The sequence below is a fragment of the Cellulomonas telluris genome, from assembly GCF_004886325.1.
GTDB classification, from domain to species: domain Bacteria; phylum Actinomycetota; class Actinomycetes; order Actinomycetales; family Cellulomonadaceae; genus Cellulomonas; species Cellulomonas telluris.
Window position 1 is genome coordinate 598,761 of record NZ_QXFN01000005.1, and the last position, 20,148, is coordinate 618,908.

A 20,148-nucleotide genomic window follows, 5' to 3' on the forward strand; every position below is an offset into this window, starting at 1 on the left:
GCTGACCTGCACCGCCGCGCGGGGCGGCGCAGGTGGCCGTCATCCGTTCGGGCGAGCGCCCCGCGGCACGAGCACGACGGCGGTCGCGAGGACCCCGGCGACCGCGAGCGCGCCCGCGCCGACGACGAGCGGCGTCGGTGCGGACGCCAGCACGACCTCTCGCGGCTCCCCGTCCGCCTGCCACGTGCACACGGCCCGCGGCGGCAGCAGCTCGTGGCGCACCCGCGCCGTCCCGCCGTCCTGCGCCGCGACGAGGCAGGGCTGCTCGGCGTCGACCGACGCGCCCATCGCGCGGGCCGCGAGGCCGACGTAGACCACGAGGAGCGTGACGACGCCGACGAGGGCCAGGCCGGTCGCCACCAGGAGCGCGAGCGCCCGCCGGCGGCCGAGGTCGCGGCGGCGCGCCGGAGCGGGGGCGCTCACGCCTCGGCCCGCTCGGCGACGGCGCCCGCCGCGCGCACCAGCCCGGCCAGCGCGCCCCGCGCGTCGTCCGGGGTCGCGGCGTCGGGCAGGGCGGCGACCAGCACGACGTCACGCAGGCCGGCGACGGGCAGGCCGACCGTGCGCCACGGCCGCGTCACGGCGTCGGCCTGAGCGAGGACGTCGGGCCCGGCGCACTGCGACGTCGCCGCCGGCGGCGGCTCCGGCCAGAACGCCCGGCCGTCCTCGACGAGCAGGGCGACCTCCTCCCAGCCGCGCTCCCCCAGCCCGGCGACCGCGAGCGCCGCGCCGTCCGCGGAGGAGGCCCGCACCGTCGCCAGGGCCGACCACGCGGTGCCGCCGTGCACGACGACCGCCTCGGCACCGGCCCCGCGCACGGCGTCGGCGAGCGCGGACAGGCCCTCGGCGGCGACCTGCCCCGGCACGCGCCGCAGCCGGTCCCGGCCCGAGAAGGTCGGGACCGCGCCGGCGAGCACCGCCGCGAGCAGGGGCTCGTGCACCAGGACGCGCACCGCGGCCCCGGGCACGACGCGGCGCACGTCGCCCACGCGCTCCGCGACGCCCGCCGCGAGCGAGGCGAGGACGTCGCGCAGCGCGCCGGGGTCGGACACGACCCGGTCGCCGTGCGCGAGCCAGACCTCGGCCGCGAGCGAGTGCGGGCCGAGCACCGGCAGCACGAGCGGCCCCTCGTACCCGTGCGCCGCCACCGCGAGCGCGTCGAGGTCCTCGCGCGCCAGCGAGCGGGCGCGGGCCAGGTCGCCGCCGGGACGGCCGGCGAGCTTCCAGCCGTGCGGCCCGAGCTCGGCGGGCAGGTCCTCCAGCAGCGCGACCGCCGCGCCCGTGCGGTCCCCCCACGGGCCCCGCGCCGGCAGCAGCGGTGCGAACGGCAGGCCGTCGACCTCCGAGGGGGCGTCGGCGAGGTCACCCACCACGGTCGTGGCGGCCTCGAGCGGGTCGGTCCCGGGCCACGCGCCCGCGCCGGTGACGCCCGTCATGCGCCCGCCCGCCCCGGGGCGGCGAGCTGCGCGGGCGAGACGGTCGCGCGCACCGTCGCCTGACCGAGCACGCGGGTGCCGTCGTAGAGGACGAGCGACTGCCCGGCGGCCACGCCGCGCAGGCCGGCGTCGCCGACGTCGACCGTGACGCCGTCGTCGGCGGCGGCGAGGACGCGCGCCGGCACCGGGGCGCCGTGCGCCCGGACCTGGACGGCGCACGCCGTGCCGGCGGCGGGGACGTCCGCGTACCAGACGGCCGCGTCGGCGGCGACGTGCGCGACCGCGAGCCGGTCGGCGGGGCCGACGACCACCCGGCGCTGCACCGGCTCGACGGCGAGCACGTACCGCGGCCGCCCGTCCGCGGCGGGGCGGCCGAGCGCGAGGCCGCGGCGCTGCCCGACCGTGTAGGCGTACGCGCCGTCGTGCCGCCCGACGACGGCGCCGGTCTCGTCGACGACGTCCCCCGGCTGCGACCCGAGCCGCTCGCGGAGGAACCCCTGGGTGTCCCCGTCGGCGACGAAGCAGATGTCGTACGAGTCGGGCTTCGCCGCGACGGACAGGCCGCGGGCGGCGGCCTCGGCGCGCACGGCGCCCTTCGACGCGGCGTCGCCCAGGGGGAACAGCGAGCGCGCCAGCCGGTCGGGGCCCATGACCGCGAGCACGTACGACTGGTCCTTGTCGGGGTCGAGCGCGCGGTGCAGCTCGCGCCGCCCGTCGGGGTGCTCGACGACCCGCGCGTAGTGCCCGGTGCAGACCGCGTCGAAGCCGAGCGCGAGCGCCTTGTCGAGCAGCGCCGCGAACTTCACGTGCTCGTTGCACCGCACGCACGGGTTGGGCGTGCGGCCCGCGGCGTACTCGGCGAGGAAGTCGGCGACGACCGTCCGCTCGAACCGCTCGGACATGTCCCACACGTAGTAGGGGATGCCGAGGACGTCGGCCGCGCGGCGCGCGTCGCCCGCGTCCTCGATCGAGCAGCACCCGCGCGAGCCCGTGCGCTCCTGCGCCGGGGTGCGCGACAGCGCCATGTGCACGCCGACGACGTCGTGCCCGGCGTCGACCGCGCGTGCGGCGGCGACCGCGGAGTCGACCCCGCCGGACAGGGCGGCCAGGACGCGCATCAGGCCCCCACCGCCACGGAGCTCAGACCCGCGGCCCGCGCGCGCTCGACGGCCCCCGGCAGGACGTCCAGCACCGCGTCGACGTCCGCGGCCGTCGACGTGCGCCCGAGGCTGAAGCGCAGCGCCCCTCGCGCGTCGTCCTCGCCGACGCCCATCGCGAGCAGCACGTGCGAGGGTCGCGGCACCCCGGCCTGGCACGCCGAGCCGGTCGACGCCTCGACGCCCGCGGCGTCGAGCAGGTAGAGGAGCGAGTCGCCCTCGCACCCGGAGAACGTCAGGTGCGCGTTGGCGGGCAGGCGCCGGGCGGGGTCCGCCGGTCCGCGCAGGACCGCCCCGGGCACCGCGTCGAGGACCCGGCGCACGAGCTCGTCGCGCAGCGCGCCGACGCGCGTCGCGAACGCCTCCCGCTCGGCCACGGCCGCCTCGACCGCCACCGCGAACGACGCGAGCAGCGGTGCGTCGAGCGTGCCGGACCGCACCCCGCGCTCCTGGCCGCCGCCGTGCAGGACGGGCGTGAGGTCGAGCCCGCGCCGCACGAGCAGCGCCCCGGTGGAGCCCGGTCCGCCGAGCTTGTGCGCGCTGACGGTCACGGCGTCGGCACCGCTCGCGGCGAGGTCGACGGGCACCTGCCCGACGGCCTGCACCGCGTCGACGTGCACGGGCACGCCGTGCCGGTGCGCGAGCGCCACGACCTCCTCGACGGGCTGCAGCGTCCCGACCTCGTTGTTGGCCCACATCACCGACACGAGCGCGGCGGCGTCGGTGTGCCCCTCGAGCTCCTCGCGCAGCGCCTCGACCTCGACGGCGCCGTCCGCGTCCACGGGCAGCAGAACGAGCTCGGCCCCCGCGTGCTCCGCCATCCAGAACGCCGGGTCGAGCACGGCGTGGTGCTCGACCGCCGAGACGAGCAGCCGGCGACGGCGGGCGTCGGCGGTGCGGCGGGCCCAGAACAGGCCCTTCACGGCGAGGTTGTCGGCCTCGGTCCCGCCCGCGGTCCACACGACCTCGCTGGGTCGTGCGCCGAGCGACGCCGCGAGCCTCTCCCGTGCCTCCTCCACGGTCCGCCGGGCCGTGCGGCCGGCGGTGTGCAGCGAGGAGGGGTTGCCGACCTGCGCGAGCGCGGCCGTGAGCGCGTCGAGCGCCTCGGGCCGCATCGGCGTGGTGGACGCGTGGTCCAGGTAGGCCGCACGCGCGCGGGGGTCGCTCACCCGGCCAGTCTACGAACGCCGACGGGGGCGGCCGTGCGGCGGTGTGGCGCGCGCGGGGGTCGTGGGCCTGCGGACGTCCTGGGGAGGACCTGCGGACGAGCCGGTCAGGGCGCACGTTCACCCGTACCCGGCGGGCTGTTGCTGGCAGGATGTGCGCGTGAGTGCCGACGACGTCATCGCGCTGCCGCTCGCCTTCGGCGGACAGCGGCTCGACTGGCGCGACCTCCCCCGCGGGGTCCGCGAGCGCATCCAGACGCTCGCCGGCGCGCGCGTGACCGCCGAGCTCACGCCCACCAGCGGCTTCTCCCCCGGTTTCGTCGCCGTGCTCGAGCTCACCGACGGGCGCGCCGTGTTCGTCAAGGCCGTCTCGCCCGACCAGAACCCGGAGTCGCCGGACCTGGCGCGCGCCGAGATCCGCAGCGCCCGCGCGCTGCCGCCCGAGGTGCCGGCGCCCCGGCTGCGCTGGTGGGACGACGACGGCGAGTGGGTCGTGCTCGGCTTCGACGCGGTGCAGGGCCGGCAGCCGGAGCTGCCGTGGCGGTCCGACGACCTGCAGCTCGTGCTCGCCGCCGTGGACGCGCTCGCGGAGGCGGAGCCGCTGCCCGGCCACGCCCTGCCGCGCACCGACGACCAGCTCGCGACGGACTTCACCGGCTGGCGCTCGCTGCACCGCCTCGCCCCGCAGCACCGCGCCGAGGTGGTCGCGGGCGTCGGCGAGCCGGGCCGGTGGGCGCTGGACCACCTCGACGACCTGGTCCGCTTCGAGCAGGACTCCCTGCGCGTGTGCGCGGGCGACAGCCTCGTGCACGGCGACCTGCGCGCGGACAACGTCATGGTCGAGGACGGGCACGACCGGGTGTGGCTCATCGACTGGCCGCACGCGTCGGTCGGCGCGCCGTGGCTGGACCTGGCGTTCATGCTGCCCAGCGTGGCGCTGCAGGGCGGGGGCGACCCGGCCCGCATCTTCGCCGAGCGCCCGGTGTCGGACGGCGTCTCGCGCGCCGACCTGCGCGCGGGGCTCACGGGCCTCGCGGGCTACTTCGCGTGGGCGTCCGGCCAGCCCGCGCCCCCGGGGATCCCGAACCTGCGCCCGTTCCAGGCGGCGCAGGCCGCGGCGACGCTGCGCTGGCTGCGCGAGCTCACCTGACGCCGACGCGGCCTGGGCCGCGCGCCGTCAGCCCTGCAGCCGCCGCAGCTCGGCAGCCGCCTGCGGCAGCACCGTGAACAGGTCGCCGACGACGCCGAAGTCGGCGATCTCGAAGATCGGCGCGTCCGGGTCGGAGTTCACCGCGACGATCGTGCCGGACGCCTGCATGCCGCCGCGGTGGTGCACCGCACCGGAGACGCCCGCGCCGATGTAGAGCCGCGGCGAGATGGTCACGCCGGTCTGGCCGATCTGCGCGTCGTGCCCGATCCAGCCCTCGTCGGTGGCGACGCGGGTGGCGCCGACGGCGCCGCCGAGCACGTCGGCCAGCTCCTCGACCGGGGAGAAGTCGCCCTCGGTGCCGCGGCCGCCCACCACGACGATGTGCGCCGAGCCGAGGTCGGGCCGCCCGGAGTCCGCGCGCTCCGTGCGCTCGACGAGCCGCACGCGGCGCGAGGCCGCCGACACGGCGACCACGTGCTCGACCACCGCGGGCTCGCTCGGCGCGGGCACGTCCTCGGCCGCGACCGAGTTCGCCTTGACCGTGACGAGCGCGACGGGCGCGGCGACGGCGCAGCGCGTCGTCCACGTGCCGGCCAGCACGGTCTTGTGCGTGACGACCCGCCCGTCCTCGACGGCCACGCCGTCCGCGTCCGTCACGACGCCGGCGCCGGTCCGCACCGCGACGCGCGCGACCGTCTCCTTGTTCTCGAACGAGGAGACCGCGAGCAGCAGCCGGGCGCCCGAGGCGGACAGCACCGACACGACACCGTCGGCGAGCACGGACGACAGGTGCAGGTCCGCGTCCGCGACCAGCCGGTGCACGGTGGCGACGCCCTGCGCGGCGAGCACCGGCAGCGCGGCGGTCGGCTCCTGCTCGGCGGCCCACACGCCCTCGACCGGCGCCCCGTCGGCGAGCGTGCGCGCGAGCGTCAGCAGCTCGCGCACCGGGGGACGCAGGGTGCCGTCGGCGGCGTGGTCGAGCAGGACGAGCACGGGGGTGGCGGTCACGGGGTCCTCGGGCTTCCGGTCGCGGGGTGGCGTGGGCTGGGGCCGGGCGTCAGACGAGCCGGCGGTCGACGAGCCAGGCGGCGAGCCGTGCGCCCGCGTCGCCGGTGTCGGTGAGGAGCACGCGGTCCTCCCGCGGGGGGCGCGGTGCCGCCTCGAGCACCTGCGTGCGCGCACCGGCGGTGCCCACCGTGGCGGGGTCGACGCCCAGGTCGGCGAGCGACAGCGTCGTCACCGGCTTCTTGCGGGCGGCCATGATGCCCTTGAAGTTCGGGTACCGCGGCTCGTTCGTCTGGTCGGTCACGGAGACGAGCGCGGGCAGCTGCGCCGAGAGCACCTCGCTCGCGTGGTCGAGCTCGCGGGTCACGGTGACCGTCCCGGCGCTCGGGTCGACCGTGAGCGTCGCGGCCAGCGGCAGCGCGGGCAGGTCGAGCTCCTCCGCGAGCGCCGTGGGCAGCAGGGACGTCAGCCCGTCGAGCCCGGCCATGCCCGTGAGCACGAGGTCCACCGGGGCCGCGGCCGACAGGTGCCGCACGGCCGCAGCGAGGACGGCGGCCGTGCCCAGCGCGTCGGAGCCGGCCGCGGCGTCGTCGACCACGTGGACGGCCTCGTCCGCGCCCATCTGCAGGCCCTTGCGCACCGCGTCGACGGCGTCGTCGGGCCCGACGGTGAGCACGACGACCTCGCCGCCGTGCTCCTCGACGAGCGTCAGGGCGGCCTCGACGGCGTTCTCGTCGAGCTCGTTGAGGGTGCCGTCGCCCCCGTCCCGCACGACGTGCCCGTCGGGGCCGAGCTGCCGGTCCGACTGGATGTCCGGGACGAACTTCACGCAGACGACGATCCTCACCCGCCGAACGCTACCGCTGCCCGGACGCGTCCGGGGGGCCGCCCGGTGGGTGGGCAGGGCGCCGCCGGCCGGTCCGCGCCCTCGTCCGGACGGACGTCCTGGCACCATGGAGCGAGTGAGCGCTCCCCCTGCCTCCCGGCCGCCGCGGCCGCCGCACCGGCCGGGCGTCCACGTGACCGCGACGGGCGTGGACGTGGTCGTGCTCGCCCCGCACGCGACCGGCGTCGACCTGTGCCTGCTCGACGGTCCTCCCGACGCACCCACCGAGCGCCGCGTCCCGCTCGAGCGGGCCCACCTGGGGCTCTGGCGGGCGTCCGTGCCCGGTGTCCGCCCGGGCCAGCGCTACGGCTTCCGCGCGCACGGCCCGTGGGACCCGGCGCGCGGGCTGCGGTACAACCCGGCGAAGCTGCTCGTCGACCCGTACGCGCGCGGGCTCGTCGGTGAGCTGGCGTACGGGCCGGAGACGTACGGGCACGTGGTCGGCGAGGACCTCGCCGGCGACCCGTACGGACCGCCCGACCCGCGCGACTCGGCGGCGCACGTGCCGCACGCGGTCGTCGTGGACACGGGGGCGCTGCCCGGCCCGGACCCGGCGGCGAACCGGCCCGGCACGCCCTGGTCGCGCACCGTCGTGTACGAGGCGCACGTCAAGGGCCTGACCCGGCTGCACCCCGACGTGCCCCCGCAGCTGCGCGGCACGTACGCCGCGCTCGCCCACCCGGCCGTGCTCGACCACCTGCTCGCGCTGGGCGTCACGGCGCTCGAGCTGCTGCCCGTGCACGCGTTCACGTCCGAGCCGCACCTCGTCGAGAAGGGGCTGACCAACTACTGGGGCTACAGCACCCTCGGGTTCTACGCCCCGCACGCGGCGTACGCGACGGCCGCGGCGCGGGAGGCCGGCCCGGCCGCCGTGCTCGCCGAGGTGCGCTCCGCGGTGCACGCGCTCCACGAGGCCGGCATCGAGGTGCTGCTGGACGTCGTCTACAACCACACGTGCGAGGGCGGCCTGCCCGGCCAGCACGTCGCGTGGCGCGGGCTGGACAACGCCTACTACTACCGCCACCTCGGCGGCGTGCCGGCCGCCTACGACGACGTCACGGGCACCGGCAACTCCCTCGACTTCTCCCGCACGGGCGTGGTCGCGACCGCGCTCGACTCGCTGCGGTACTGGGCCGAGACGGTGGGCGTGGACGGCTTCCGCTTCGACCTGGCCGTGACGCTCGGACGCAGCCACGACGGGTTCCGCACCGACCACGCGACGCTCGTGGCGGCCGCGAGCGACCCGGTGCTCGGCGGGCTCAAGCTCGTCGCCGAGCCGTGGGACGTGGGGCTCGGCGGCTGGCGCACCGGGCAGTTCCCGCCGCCGTTCGCGGAGTGGAACGACCGCTTCCGCAACGCCGTCCGCTCGTTCTGGCTCGCGGACCCCGGCCGCGCGGCCCAGGGCCTGCCGGGGCACCGCGTGCGCGACCTCGCCACGCGCCTGTCGGGGTCCGTCGACCTGTTCGGCCACGGCACGCCGGCGCTGCTGCGCGGCCCCGGCGCCTCGGTCAACTACGTGACCGCGCACGACGGGTTCACCATGGCCGACCTCGTCGCCTACAACCACAAGCACAACACGGCGAACGGCGAGCAGAACCGCGACGGGTCGGACGACAACCGGTCCTGGAACCACGGCGTCGAGGGGCCCGTGACGCCCGACTCGCCGGCGGCCGACGTCGCGCCGCTGCGGCGCCGCTCGATCCGCAACCTGTTCGCGACGCTCGTGCTGGCCGCCGGCACGCCGATGATCACGGCGGGCGACGAGATCGGCCGCACGCAGCAGGGGAACAACAACGCGTACTGCCAGGACAACGAGCTCTCCTGGGTGCACTGGGACCTCAGCGACTGGCGGGCCAACCAGCTCGCGACCGCGCGGCACCTGCTCGCGCTGCGACGGGAGCACCCGGCGCTCCGTCCCGAGCGGTTCTACTCGGGCGGCCCGGTCCGCGAGGGCGGCCCGCGGGACCTCGCCTGGTACGGCGCGGACGGAGCCGAGTTCGACCACGGACGGTGGCACGACGCCTCCATCCGGACGTTCCAGATGCTGCGCGTCGCGCCCGGCCCGCCCGACGACCACGTGCTGCTGGTCGTGAACGGGGCCCTCGCCGCGATCGAGGTCACACTGGCGGGCGACTCCGCCCTCCCGTGGCGGCTCGCGTGGGACTCGCTGTGGGAGCACCCCGCGGACGCGGACGCGGGCGGTCCGCACGGCGCCCTGCACGCCCGGGCGGGCGACGCCGCCACGCTCGAGCCGCTCAGCATGCGGGTGTACGTCCTCGCCTGACCTACAGTGCGGCCCATGAGCCACCACGACGTCGTGGTCGTCGGTGCCGGCCTCGCGGGCCTGGTCACCACCGCCGAGCTGCTCGCCGCCGGGCGGCGCGTGCTCCTGCTGGACGCCGAGCCGCCCGCGAGCCTCGGCGGGCAGGCGTGGTGGTCGTTCGGCGGCCTGTTCCTCGTCGACTCCCCCGAGCAGCGGCGCCTGGGCGTGCGGGACTCGGCCGAGCTCGCGCTCGCGGACTGGCTGGGCTCGGCCGGGTTCGCGGACGACGGCTCGGACCGGTGGGGCCGGGCGTGGGCCGAGGGGTTCGTCGACTTCGCGGCCGGCGGCATGCGCGACTGGCTGCACCGGCTCGGGGTCCGCTGGTTCCCGCTGGTGCAGTGGGCGGAGCGCGGCGGGTACCTCGCCGACGGGCACGGCAACTCCGTGCCCCGGTTCCACGTCACCTGGGGCACCGGCCCGGCCGTGCTGGAGCCGTTCGTGCGGGCGCTGCTCGACGGGCACCGGGGCGGGCGCGTCGACGTGCGGTTCCGGCACCGCGTGACCGGGTTCGTCGTGACGGACGGCCGGGTGACCGGGGTGCGGGGGGACGTGCTCGCGCCGGACCCGGCACCGCGCGGGGCGCCCTCCGGCCGGACCCCGGTGCGACCGTTCGAGGTGGCGGCGCCGGCCGTCGTCGTCGCGACGGGCGGCATCGGCGCGAACCACGACCTGGTGCGCGCGACGTGGCCCGCCGACGCGGGTCGGCTGCCCGCGCGGATGCTGTCCGGCGTCCCCGACCACGTGGACGGGTCCGGCATCGCGGCGGCCCGCGACGCGGGCGCGCACGTCGCGCACGCGGGGCGCATGTGGCACTACCCGGAGGGCATCGCGAACCACTCCCCCGTGTGGTCGCGGCACGGCATCCGCATCCTGCCGGGGCCGAGCTCGCTGTGGCTCGACGCCGACGGCGGCCGGCTGCCCGTCCCGCTGTTCCCCGGGTTCGACTCGCACGGCGCGCTGCGGCACGTCACGGGCCGGGGCGACGACCACTCGTGGTTCGTGCTCGACCGGACGATCCTCGGGGCCGAGTTCGCGCTGTCCGGCTCGGAGCAGAACCCCGACCTCACGGGACGCAGCGTGCGGCAGCTGCTGCAGCGCGTGCTGCCGGGGGCCGTCGGCCCGGTCGAGGAGTTCGCGTCACGTTCCCCGGAGTTCGTCGCCGCGGCCACACCGGCGGAGCTCGCCGCGGGCATGAACGCGCTGACCGGCACCGACCGCATCGACCCCGACCGGCTCGCCCGGACCATCGAGGCCCGCGACGCGCAGGTCGTCACCGGCCTCGGCAAGGACCTGCAGGTCACGGCCACCGCGATGGCGCGCCGCTACCTCGTGGACCGCGTCATCCGGGTCGCCCCGCCGCACCGGCTGCTCGACCCCGCGCACGGCCCCCTGTACGCGGTGCGGCTGTCGGTGCTCACCCGCAAGACGCTCGGCGGCCTCGCCACCGACCTCGAGGGCCGCGTCCTGCGTCCCGACGGCGAGGTCCTGCCCGGGCTGTGGGCGGTCGGCGAGGCGGCCGGGTTCGGCGGCGGCGGGGTGCACGGGCACCGCGCGCTCGAGGGCACGTTCCTCGGCGGCTGCCTGCACACCGGCCGGGTCACCGGCCGCGCGCTCGTGGACGTCCTCTGACGCGCACCGCCCCCGCTCAGCCCGCCGGGGCGACCAGCCCGAGCTCGGCCGGCGAGGTCAGCCCGTCGTGCCGCGGCACCACCCGCACGGTGTAGCCGAACGCCCCCGTCGCCGACAGGTCCACGTCGCCCGCGAACGCGTAGCGCCCCGCCTCGAAGGTGTCCGTCACCGCGAGCGCGGCCGTGCTGAACGACGTCAGCTCGTCGTCGGGCCCGACGGGACCGTGCAGCACCTGGACCTCGACGTCCTCCGGGGTCAGGTCGCCCAGGGCGACCCACGCCTGCACGTGCAGCCGGTCCCCGACCTGCGGCGACTCGCCCACGCCCCCGGAGTCGACGTGGTCCACCCGCACGGCGGGCCAGGCCGCGCGCACGCGCGCCTTCCACGCCGCGAGCTCGCGGCCACCCGCCAGGTCGTCCGCCCGCAGCCGGGCCCCCTCGGCGGCGGCCGGCACGTACAGGTGGGCGACGTAGTCCGCGACCATGCGCGTGGCCTGCACCTTCGGGCCCAGCGTCGCCAGGGTGTGCCGCACCATGTCGAGCCAGCGCCGCGGCACGCCGCGCTCGTCGCGCGCGTAGAACCGCGGGACGACCTGGTGCTCCAGCACGTCGTACAGGGCGGCCGCCTCCAGCGCGTCCCGGGCCTCGGGGTCCTCCACGCCGTCCGCGGTGGGGATCACCCACCCGTTCTCGCCGTCGAACCACTCGTCCCACCAGCCGTCGAGGACGGACAGGTTGAGGCCGCCGTTGAGCGCCACCTTCATGCCGGACGTGCCGCACGCCTCGAGCGGGCGCAGCGGGTTGTTCAGCCACAGGTCGCAGCCCGGGTAGAGGGTCGCGGCCATCCGCATGTCGTAGTCGGGCAGGAAGACGATGCGGTGGCGCACGTCGTGCTGGTCGGCGAACGCGACGAGCTCCGCGATGAGCTTCTTGCCGGGCGCGTCGTCGGGGTGCGCCTTGCCCGCGACGACGACCTGCACGGGGCGGTCCGGGTGCAGCAGCAGCGACCGGAACCGCTCGGGGTCGGCGAGCATGAGGGTCAGGCGCTTGTAGGTCGGCACCCGCCGCGCGAACCCGATCGTGAGGACGTCGGGCGAGAGCACGTCGTCGACCCAGCCGAGCTCGACGTCCGCGGCGCCCCGGCGGCGCCAGGACGCGCGCACCCGGGCCCGCGCGTCGGCGACGAGACGGGCGCGCAGCCGGCCCCGCACGTGCCACAGCTGCTCGTCGGTGACCGCCTGGCGGCTCGTCCAGCCGCGGCCGGTCGCGAGCTCCTGCGCCGTCATGCGGCCCGCGGCGAGCTCGGTGAGCTCCGGCGCCACCCACGTCGGGGCGTGCACCCCGTTGGTGATGGACCCGATGGGCACCTCGGCCGCGTCGAAGCCGGGCCACAGCGGCGCGAACATCTCCCGCGAGACCCGTCCGTGCAGCAGCGAGACGCCGTTGGCGCGGCCCGCGAGACGCAGGCCCATCACCGCCATGTTGAACGTCAGGGGGTCGCCGCCCTCGTGGTCCTCGGCGCCGAGGGCCAGCACGGCGGACGTCGGCAGCGGCTCGTCCTCGAGCAGCGCGTCGGCGTACTGCTCGACCACGCGCGCCTCGAAGCGGTCGATGCCCGCCGGCACCGGCGTGTGGGTGGTGAAGACCGTGGTGGCCCGCACGACCTCGAGCGCGGTGGGCACGTCGGCGCCGTCCGCGGCCAGCTCGCGCATCCGCTCGACGCCGAGGAAGCCCGCGTGGCCCTCGTTCGTGTGGAAGACGTCCGGGGCGGGGGCGCCCGTCAGCCGTGCGAAGGTCCGCAGGGCACGCACGCCGCCGACGCCGAGCAGCAGCTCCTGCTGCAGGCGGTGCTCCCCGCCGCCGCCGTACAGCCGGTCGGTGACGTGCCGGCCCGCGTCGTCGTTGGCCGGCACGTCCGAGTCGAGCAGGAGCAGCGGGACGCGCCCCACCTGCGCGACCCACACCTGCGCGTGCAGCGTGCGCGCACCGGGCAGCGCGAGGCGCACCGTCGCCGGGCTGCCGTCCTCCTCGCGCAGCAGCGTGAGCGGCAGCCCGTCCGGGTCGAGCACCGGGTACGTCTCGGTCTGCCAGCCGTCCCGGTCGACGCCTTGGCGGAAGTACCCGGAGCGGTAGAGCAGCCCGACCCCGACCAGGGGCACGCCCAGGTCGGACGCGCTCTTGAGGTGGTCCCCCGCGAGGATCCCGAGCCCGCCGGAGTACTGCGGCAGGGCCGCGGCGAGCCCGAACTCCGGAGAGAAGTAGGCGACGGACGCGGGCAGCGCCGCGCCGGCCTGCCGCTGGTACCAGCGCGGCTCGTGCCGGTAGGCGGCGAGGTCGGCGGCGGCCGCCCGCACGCGGGCGACGAACCGCTCGTCGGCCGCGAGCGCGTCGAGGCGCTCGCGCGTGAGCGCGCCGAGGAACGCGACGGGGTCGCCCTCGACCTCGTCCCACAGCGCGCGGTCCACGTCCGCGAGGACCGCGCGCGTGGCCGGGTGCCACGACCAGCGCAGGTTGCGGGCCAGGGTGTCGAGGGCCGCGAGCGGTGCGGGCAGCACGGTGCGCACGGTGAAACGGCGGATCGCTCTCACGCGCGCTGAGACTACGCATTCGGGACGTTTCGCACAGCCCTTCCGGGGGGACGAACCGGACGGATGTCCGGGTCGGTGCGGCACGGGCGCCAGCGGATGCCGGGCCCCGGAGGTGCCGGATAGGTTCAGGAGCGTGAGGACTCCCCCGCGACCGCGTCGCACGTCGCCGGCCACCGCCCCCGGACGACCCCAGGCTTCCGCGCCCGTCCCCTCGAGCCCCGGGACCGCCCCCGCAGCCGCACCGGACCCCGCCCCGGTGGCCCCCGCGCCCCCGGCCGCCGCGCCGTCCGCCGCCGCGGCGGCCCAGGTCGCACCGGCCGGGCCCGTCCCGGTCCCCGCCCCCCTGCCGATCGGCCGGATCCCGGTCGTCGACGTCTCCCCGGTCGCCGAGGAGGGCCGCTTCCCCGCGAAGGCGGTGGTCGGCGAGGCCGTGCCGATCCGCGCGACCGTGTTCCGCGAGGGGCACGACGCGGTCGGCGCGACCGCCGTCCTCACGCGCCCCGACGGGACCGACCACTCGTGGGCGCGCATGGTCGACGTCGCGCCCGGCCTCGACCGGTTCGAGGCCCGCCTCGTCCCGGACGCCGAGGGCGACTGGACGTTCCGCGTCGAGGGCTGGTCGGACCCGTACGGCACGTGGGCCCACGACGCGGCCATCAAGGTGGAGGCCGGCGTCGACGTCGAGCTCATGCTGACCGAGGGCGCGCGCGTGCTGCGCCGTGCGGCCGCGCGCACGGGCGCGGACGCGATGCCGGAGGCGGACGCGCGCACGCTGCTCGACGCGGTCGCCGCGCTCGAGGACACGAGCCGCCCGCCCGCGGTCCGGCTGGCCGCCGCGCTGGCTCCCGAGGTCCGCGAGGCCCTCGCCCGCACGCCGCTGCGCGACCTCGTGACGGCCTCGAGGCCGTACCCCCTGGTCGTGCACCGCAGGCTCGCGCTGTCGGGCGCCTGGTACGAGATCTTCCCGCGCTCGCACGGCGCCACGTACGACGAGGCGACGGGCGAGTGGCGGTCCGGCACGCTGCGGACGGCGGCCGAGGAGCTGCCGCGGATCGCGTCCATGGGCTTCGACGTCGTGTACCTGACGCCCGTCCACCCGATCGGCACGACGCACCGCAAGGGGCGCAACAACGCCCTGACCGCCGAGCCCGGCGACCCGGGGTCGCCCTACGCGATCGGCTCGGCCGACGGCGGGCACGACGCGATCGAGCCGTCGCTCGGGACGTTCGAGGACTTCGACGCGTTCGTCGCCCGCGCCCGCGAGCTGGGCATGGAGGTCGCCCTGGACCTCGCGCTGCAGGCGTCGCCCGACCACCCCTGGGTCCGCGAGCACCCGGAGTGGTTCACGACGCGCGCGGACGGGACGATCGCCTACGCGGAGAACCCGCCGAAGAAGTACCAGGACATCTACCCCCTGAACTTCGACAACGACCCCGAGGGGATCTACCAGGAGATCCGCCGGGTCGTGCAGGTCTGGATCGACCACGGGGTGACCCTGTTCCGCGTCGACAACCCGCACACCAAGCCGCTGTCGTTCTGGGAGCGTCTGCTCGCCGACGTCCGGCGGGACCACCCGGACGTGATCTGGCTGTCCGAGGCGTTCACCCGCCCGGCGATGATGCTCACGCTGGCCAAGATCGGGTTCCACCAGTCGTACACGTACTTCACGTGGCGGAACACGAAGGCCGAGCTGGAGGAGTACCTCGCGGAGGTCGGCGGGGAGCAGGGTGCGTGGATGCGCCCGAGCTTCTGGCCGACGACGCACGACATCCTGCCGCCGTACCTGCAGGCGACGGGCACCACGGGCTTCGCGGTGCGGGCCGTGCTCGCCGCACTGGGCTCGCCGACGTGGGGCGTGTACTCGGGCTACGAGCTGGTCGAGAACGTGCCGCGGCCCGGTGTCGAGGAGCAGATCGACAACGAGAAGTACGAGTTCCGCCCGCGGGACTGGTCCCGCGGCGACGAGCTCGGCATCGCGCTGCTGATCGGCCGCCTGAACGAGATCCGCCGGGCGCACCCGGCGCTGCAGCAGCTGCGCGACGTGCGGGTGCACCCGACGACCGACGACGGGCTGGTCTGCTTCTCCCGCCACCTCGACGCCGAGCACTCCCCCACGGGTCGCGCCGACACCGTCGTGGTCGTCGTCAACCTCGACACCTGGAACGCGCGCGAGGGCGTCGTCGAGCTCGACCTGGCGGCGTTCGGCCTGCCCACCGACCGGGCGGTGGTCGCCCACGACGTCCTGTCGCAGGAGACCTACGCGTGGACGTCCCACCCGTACGTGCGGCTCGACCCGTCGGTCCGCGTCGCCCACGTCGTGCACCTGCAGCACCCGGGCGAGGTCGCGTGAGCACCGAGGCGCGTCCCGGTGGCGGTGCCGCCCCGGGCGAGACGACCACGGGCGGCGACGCCCCGACCACCCCCCGCCTCGGCGTACCGGCGGTGACCCACCGGGAGCCGCCGCCCACCACCGGGACGATCGCGATGCGCGGTCTGCCGGCGCGCCGGCAGCCGGCCGTGCCCGAGCCGGCGGGCCGCGACGGCCGCACCGGCGACCCCGACTGGTACCGCACGGCGGTCTTCTACGAGGTCATGCTGCGCACGTTCTCGGACTCGTCCGGGCACGGCAGCGGCGACCTGCAGGGCCTGATCCAGCGCCTGGACTACCTGCAGTGGCTCGGCGTCGACTGCCTGTGGCTGCCGCCGTTCTACCCCTCGCCGATGCGCGACGGCGGGTACGACGTGTCCGACTACACGGCCGTCGCGCCGCAGTACGGCTCGATCGACGACTTCCGCACGCTCGTGCAGGAGGTGCACCACCGCGGCATGCGGATCGTCGTCGACCTCGTCATGAACCACACGAGCGACCAGCACCCGTGGTTCCAGGCGTCGCGCTCGGACCCGGAGGGCCCGTACGGCGACTTCTACGTCTGGAGCGACGACAACACGCGGTACCAGGACGCCCGCATCATCTTCGTCGACACCGAGACGTCGAACTGGACGTTCGACCCCGTGCGGCGCCAGTACTTCTGGCACCGGTTCTTCTCCCACCAGCCGGACCTCAACTTCGAGAACCCGCGCGTGGTGGAGGCGATGTTCGACGTCGCGCGGTTCTGGCTGAACCTCGGCGTGGACGGGTTCCGCCTCGACGCGGTGCCGTACCTGTTCGAGGCCGAGGGCACGAACTGCGAGAACCTGCCGGAGACGCACCGGTTCCTCGCCGACCTGCGCCGCATGATCGACACCGAGTACCCGGGGCGCATCATGCTGGCCGAGGCGAACCAGTGGCCCGAGGACGTCGTGCACTACTACGGCACCGAGGAGGCGCCGGAGTGCCACATGTGCTTCCACTTCCCCGTGATGCCGCGCATCTACTACGCGCTGCGTGACCAGCGCGCCACGCAGATCGTCGACATCCTCGCCGACACCCCGCCCATCCCCACGGCGGGCGGGCAGTGGAGCACGTTCCTGCGCAACCACGACGAGCTGACGCTCGAGATGGTGTCCACGGAGGAGCGCGCGTCGATGTACGGGTGGTACGCCCCCGACTCGCGCATGCGCGCGAACGTCGGGATCCGCCGCCGCCTGGCGCCGCTGCTGGACAACTCCCGCAAGGAGATCGAGCTCGCGCACGCGCTGCTGCTCTCGCTGCCCGGCAGCCCCTGCCTGTACTACGGCGACGAGATCGGCATGGGCGACAACATCTGGCTGCCGGACCGGGACGCGGTCCGCACGCCGATGCAGTGGACGCCCGACCGCAACGCGGGCTTCTCGGTCGCCGACCCCGGCAAGCTGTACCTGCCCGTGGTGCAGTCGCTCGTCTACCACTACGGCAACATCAACGTGGAGTCGCAGCTCGCGCAGCCGACGTCGCTGCTGCACTGGGTGCACGGCATGCTCGGCGTGCGCCGGCGGCACCGGGCCCTCGGCCTCGGCTCGTTCGAGATCGTGCCGTCGGACAACGACGCCGTGCTGACGTTCCTGCGCCGCACGGACGACGAGACGATGCTCGTGGTCGCGAACATGGCCGCCACGGCGCGCGCCGCCACCGTGTCGCTGCCGCAGCACGTCGGCTGGCACCTGCGCGACGTGTTCGGCGGCGCCGCGTTCCCGGCCGTCCGCGAGGACGGGACGGTGACGTTCACGCTCGGGTCGCGCGACTTCTACTGGCTGGAGCTGACGGCACCGTGATCCTCGACGCCCGGACCCCGGACGCCCTCGACGAGGGCGTCGTCGCGCTGCTGCGCGGCTGGCTGCCCGAGCGGCGGTGGTACCCCGTGAAGGGGGCGGACGCCGACCTCGCGCCGGTGGCGACCGTCGACCTCGCGGACGACGTGCGCGTGCTGCTCGTGCGGGCGCGGGCCGGGTCGGTGGACGTGCTCCTGCAGGTGCCCGTCGTGCTCGTGCCGGGCGAGACGGGCGGGACGCTGCCGGTCGTCGGCACGCACGGGGACCTGACGGTGCTCGACGGTGCCGGGCACCCCGCGTTCGTCGCGGCGTGGCTCGCGCACGCGGACGGCCCGGGTGCGGACGTCGACGCCGAGGCGGCGCGCGTGGTCACGGGCGAGCAGTCGAACACGTCGGTGGTGCTGCCGGACCGTGCCACGGGCGCGCCCGTGGGGATCCTCAAGGTGCTGCGCACGGTCGCGGCGGGCGAGAACCCGGACATCGACGTGCCCCGCCGCCTCACCGAGCAGGGCTGGGACGGCGTCCCGGAGCCGCTCGCGTGGGCGCAGGTGCGCTGGACGGCCGCGGGCGGCGCCGAGCCGTCCGTCGGCTACCTCGGGGTGATGAGCGCGTTCGTGCCCGGTGCGGAGGACGGCTTCGAGCTCGCGTGCGCGTGGGCCCGCGAGGGCCGGCCCTTCGGGGCGGCGGCCCGGGAGCTCGGCGAGGTCGTGGCCGGCATGCACGCGGCGCTGGCGCGCGCGTTCGGCACGACGGACGACGCCGCCGGTCCGCCGACCGTGGCGGCCGCCCTGACCACGCGCCTGTCGTGGGCGACCGCGGCGGTGCCGCGCGTGGCGGACCGCGCGGAGGGCGTGCGCCAGGTCGCCGCGCAGGTCGCCGCGCTGCCCGCGGCTCCCCCGCGCCAGCGCGTGCACGGGGACCTGCACCTGGGCCAGGTGCTGCGCTCGCGCGGGCGCTGGTTCGTCATCGACTTCGAGGGCGAGCCGCTCGCGCCGCTGGCCGAGCGCACCCGCCCGGACCTCGCGCTGCGGGACGTGGCCGGCGTGCTGCGCTCGTTCGACTACGCCGCGGCGGTCGGCGGGCTGACGGGCGACGCCGCCGCGGCCTGGACCCGCGACGCGCGCGACGGCTTCCTCGCCGGCTACGCCGCGGCGGCGCCGTCGGACGTGGACGAGTCGACGCGGGGGCTGCTGCTGCGCGCGCTCGAGCTCGACAAGATGCTCTACGAGGTCGTGTACGAGGCGCGCAACCGCCCCACGTGGGCGCCGATCCCCGAGGCGGGCCTGGACCGGCTGCTGCCGTGACCGCGTCCCGGTCGCCGGCGCGGTCCGTCAGGCGCCGGTGGGCAGGTCGGTGAGCGCCTCGACCACCATGCGCGTGCCGACCTGGCGCGGCGCGAGCTCGCTCTGCAGGACGAGCGCGGCCCCGCCGACGGCGGCGGCCTCGGACGCGTGCGTGGAGATCGTCACGCGGACGGGGTGCGCACCGCGGGCGAAGAAGCCGCGCGCGAGCCGCTCCTGCACCGCCGGCAGGTAGAGCGAGCCCGCGAGCGCGAACGACGGACCGGTGAGGACGACGAGGTCGAGGTCGAGCACGTTGGCGAGCGTCTGGGCGGCGACGCCCAGGTACTCGGCCGACGCGCGCAGCAGGCGCATCGGCTCCGCCTCGCCGCGGGCGGCCGCGCGGGCGAGCGCGGCGAAGTCCTCCGAGACGCCGCGTCCGGGCAGCGCGACACCGGCGGCGGCTGCCTGGGCGACGACCGCGGCCGGTCCCGCGAAGGCCTCGACGCAGCCGCGGCTGCCGCACCAGCACTCGGGGCCGTCGAGGGCGACGCACACGTGCCCGATCTCCCCCGCGTTCGAGCTGCGCCCGCGGTAGACGGTGCCGTCCACGACGATGCCGGCGCCGATGCCGGTGCCCATGTAGAGCGTCGCGCAGGCGGCGCCGGTGGCGACACCGCCGGACCAGTACTCGCCCACGGCCGCGGCGGTGGCGTCGTTGTCGAGCAGGACCGGCAGCCCGGTCGCGTCCTCGATGGCGGCGCCCAGGGGGAACTCCGCCCAGTGCTGCATGACCGGCGGGGTGAGCGTCATCCCCGTGGACGTCGAGATCGGGCCCGGTGAGACGACGCCGACCCCGAGCACGACCGCCGGGTCGATGCCGATGCGGGTCATGGTCGTCGCGATCTCGGCCGCGATGCGCGCGACCACCTCGCGCGGGTCGTCCGCGCCGGCACCGGGCCGGCGCCAGCGGGCGACGACGGCGCCGCCGAGGTTCGCGATGACGTACGTGATGCCGGCGTGGTCGAGGTGGACGCCGACGGCGTAGCGCGCGTAGGGGTCGAGCTGCAGCAGCATCCGCGGCTTGCCGCCGGTGGACTCCGCGCGGCCCGCCTCGACGACGAGGCCCTCGTCGATGAGGCGCCGCACCACGGTGGAGACGGTCGCGGCGGTCAGCCCCGTGGCCCGCGTGAGCTCGACACGGCTGATCGTGCCGGCGGCGCGGATCACGTCGAGGATCGCGGCGCGGCTGCTCGCGTGGGCGGCTCCGAGCCCCGGCTGCGCACCGTTCACGCGTCCTCCCGTCCTGGTGGGCCCGGCGCGAGGCGTCACGGGCGGCTC

14 protein-coding genes are annotated in these 20,148 nt (G+C 76.5%); 6 read left to right on the forward strand and 8 right to left on the reverse strand.

All coding sequences use genetic code 11. The features are described from left to right. Nucleotides 1–39: 39 nt before the first annotated feature. The 4 genes from FB586_RS18275 to FB586_RS18290 are packed head-to-tail and all read right to left on the reverse strand — an operon-like array spanning nucleotide 40 to nucleotide 3,708. The gene (locus FB586_RS18275) at nucleotides 40–423 is read right to left on the reverse strand and encodes a hypothetical protein (protein WP_136520745.1); all 384 of its coding nucleotides are present in this window, start codon (nucleotides 421–423) and stop codon (nucleotides 40–42) included. Continuing rightward, nucleotides 420–1,436 (reverse strand): uroporphyrinogen decarboxylase/cobalamine-independent methonine synthase family protein, encoded by a 1,017-nt coding sequence (locus tag FB586_RS18280; RefSeq protein ID WP_136520746.1) that lies wholly within the window; start codon nucleotides 1,434–1,436, stop codon nucleotides 420–422. Before FB586_RS18280 ends, FB586_RS18275 begins: the two co-directional genes overlap by 4 nt. Continuing rightward, a complete protein-coding gene (gene mnmA, locus FB586_RS18285; protein ID WP_136520747.1) occupies nucleotides 1,433–2,554 on the reverse strand; it encodes a tRNA 2-thiouridine(34) synthase MnmA in 1,122 nt (373 codons plus the stop codon). The genes FB586_RS18280 and mnmA overlap by 4 nt, the downstream gene beginning before the upstream one ends. Then, nucleotides 2,554–3,708, reverse strand: a complete 1,155-nt coding sequence (locus FB586_RS18290; RefSeq protein WP_246036958.1) for a cysteine desulfurase family protein — start codon at nucleotides 3,706–3,708, stop codon at nucleotides 2,554–2,556. Before FB586_RS18290 ends, mnmA begins: the two co-directional genes overlap by 1 nt. Before the next feature lie 211 nt (nucleotides 3,709–3,919). Between FB586_RS18290 and FB586_RS18295 the strand changes: the two genes are divergently transcribed. Continuing rightward, the gene (locus tag FB586_RS18295; protein ID WP_136520749.1) at nucleotides 3,920–4,909 is read left to right on the forward strand and encodes a phosphotransferase family protein; all 990 of its coding nucleotides are present in this window, start codon (nucleotides 3,920–3,922) and stop codon (nucleotides 4,907–4,909) included. 27 nt (nucleotides 4,910–4,936) lie between these two features. Here the strand turns inward: FB586_RS18295 and FB586_RS18300 are convergent, their stop codons facing one another. Together FB586_RS18300 and FB586_RS18305 are read right to left on the reverse strand one after the other, a co-directional pair. Next, entirely contained in the window at nucleotides 4,937–5,917 is a 981-nt protein-coding gene (locus tag FB586_RS18300) for an electron transfer flavoprotein subunit alpha/FixB family protein (protein ID WP_136520750.1), read from the reverse strand. A gap of 49 nt (nucleotides 5,918–5,966) precedes the next feature. Then, nucleotides 5,967–6,761 carry an electron transfer flavoprotein subunit beta/FixA family protein gene (locus tag FB586_RS18305; RefSeq protein ID WP_136520751.1) on the reverse strand — a complete coding sequence of 265 codons (795 nt, stop codon included), beginning with the start codon at nucleotides 6,759–6,761 and terminating at the stop codon, nucleotides 5,967–5,969. Nucleotides 6,762–6,867: 106 nt separating this feature from the next. Here FB586_RS18305 and glgX point away from each other — a divergent pair, with 106 nt between their 5' ends. Together glgX and FB586_RS18315 are read left to right on the forward strand one after the other, a co-directional pair. Beyond that, complete coding sequence (gene glgX / locus FB586_RS18310) at nucleotides 6,868–9,084, forward strand: glycogen debranching protein GlgX (RefSeq protein ID WP_136520752.1); 2,217 nt, start codon at nucleotides 6,868–6,870, stop codon at nucleotides 9,082–9,084. A 15-nt stretch (nucleotides 9,085–9,099) separates the two neighbouring features. Beyond that, a complete protein-coding gene (locus tag FB586_RS18315; protein WP_136520753.1) occupies nucleotides 9,100–10,752 on the forward strand; it encodes an FAD-binding dehydrogenase in 1,653 nt (550 codons plus the stop codon). A gap of 16 nt (nucleotides 10,753–10,768) precedes the next feature. Here the strand turns inward: FB586_RS18315 and glgP are convergent, their stop codons facing one another. Further along, a complete protein-coding gene (glgP, locus tag FB586_RS18320) occupies nucleotides 10,769–13,339 on the reverse strand; it encodes an alpha-glucan family phosphorylase (RefSeq protein WP_136520754.1) in 2,571 nt (856 codons plus the stop codon). Nucleotides 13,340–13,595: 256 nt separating this feature from the next. On the opposite strand from glgP, the gene FB586_RS18325 reads away from it, so the two are divergent. The 3 genes from FB586_RS18325 (at nucleotide 13,596) to FB586_RS18335 (ending at nucleotide 18,831) form a co-directional block, all read left to right on the forward strand. Then, on the forward strand, nucleotides 13,596–15,689 hold the full coding sequence (locus FB586_RS18325; RefSeq protein WP_136520755.1) for an alpha-1,4-glucan--maltose-1-phosphate maltosyltransferase: 2,094 nt from the start codon (nucleotides 13,596–13,598) through the stop codon (nucleotides 15,687–15,689). A gap of 134 nt (nucleotides 15,690–15,823) precedes the next feature. Next, nucleotides 15,824–17,530, forward strand: coding sequence for a maltose alpha-D-glucosyltransferase (gene treS / locus FB586_RS18330; RefSeq protein WP_136520827.1), 1,707 nt, complete (start codon nucleotides 15,824–15,826; stop codon nucleotides 17,528–17,530). After that, entirely contained in the window at nucleotides 17,527–18,831 is a 1,305-nt protein-coding gene (locus FB586_RS18335) for a phosphotransferase (RefSeq protein ID WP_136520756.1), read from the forward strand. Before treS ends, FB586_RS18335 begins: the two co-directional genes overlap by 4 nt. A gap of 27 nt (nucleotides 18,832–18,858) precedes the next feature. Here the strand turns inward: FB586_RS18335 and FB586_RS18340 are convergent, their stop codons facing one another. Then, the gene (locus FB586_RS18340) at nucleotides 18,859–20,100 is read right to left on the reverse strand and encodes an ROK family transcriptional regulator (protein WP_136520757.1); all 1,242 of its coding nucleotides are present in this window, start codon (nucleotides 20,098–20,100) and stop codon (nucleotides 18,859–18,861) included. Nucleotides 20,101–20,148: the final 48 nt, after the last annotated feature.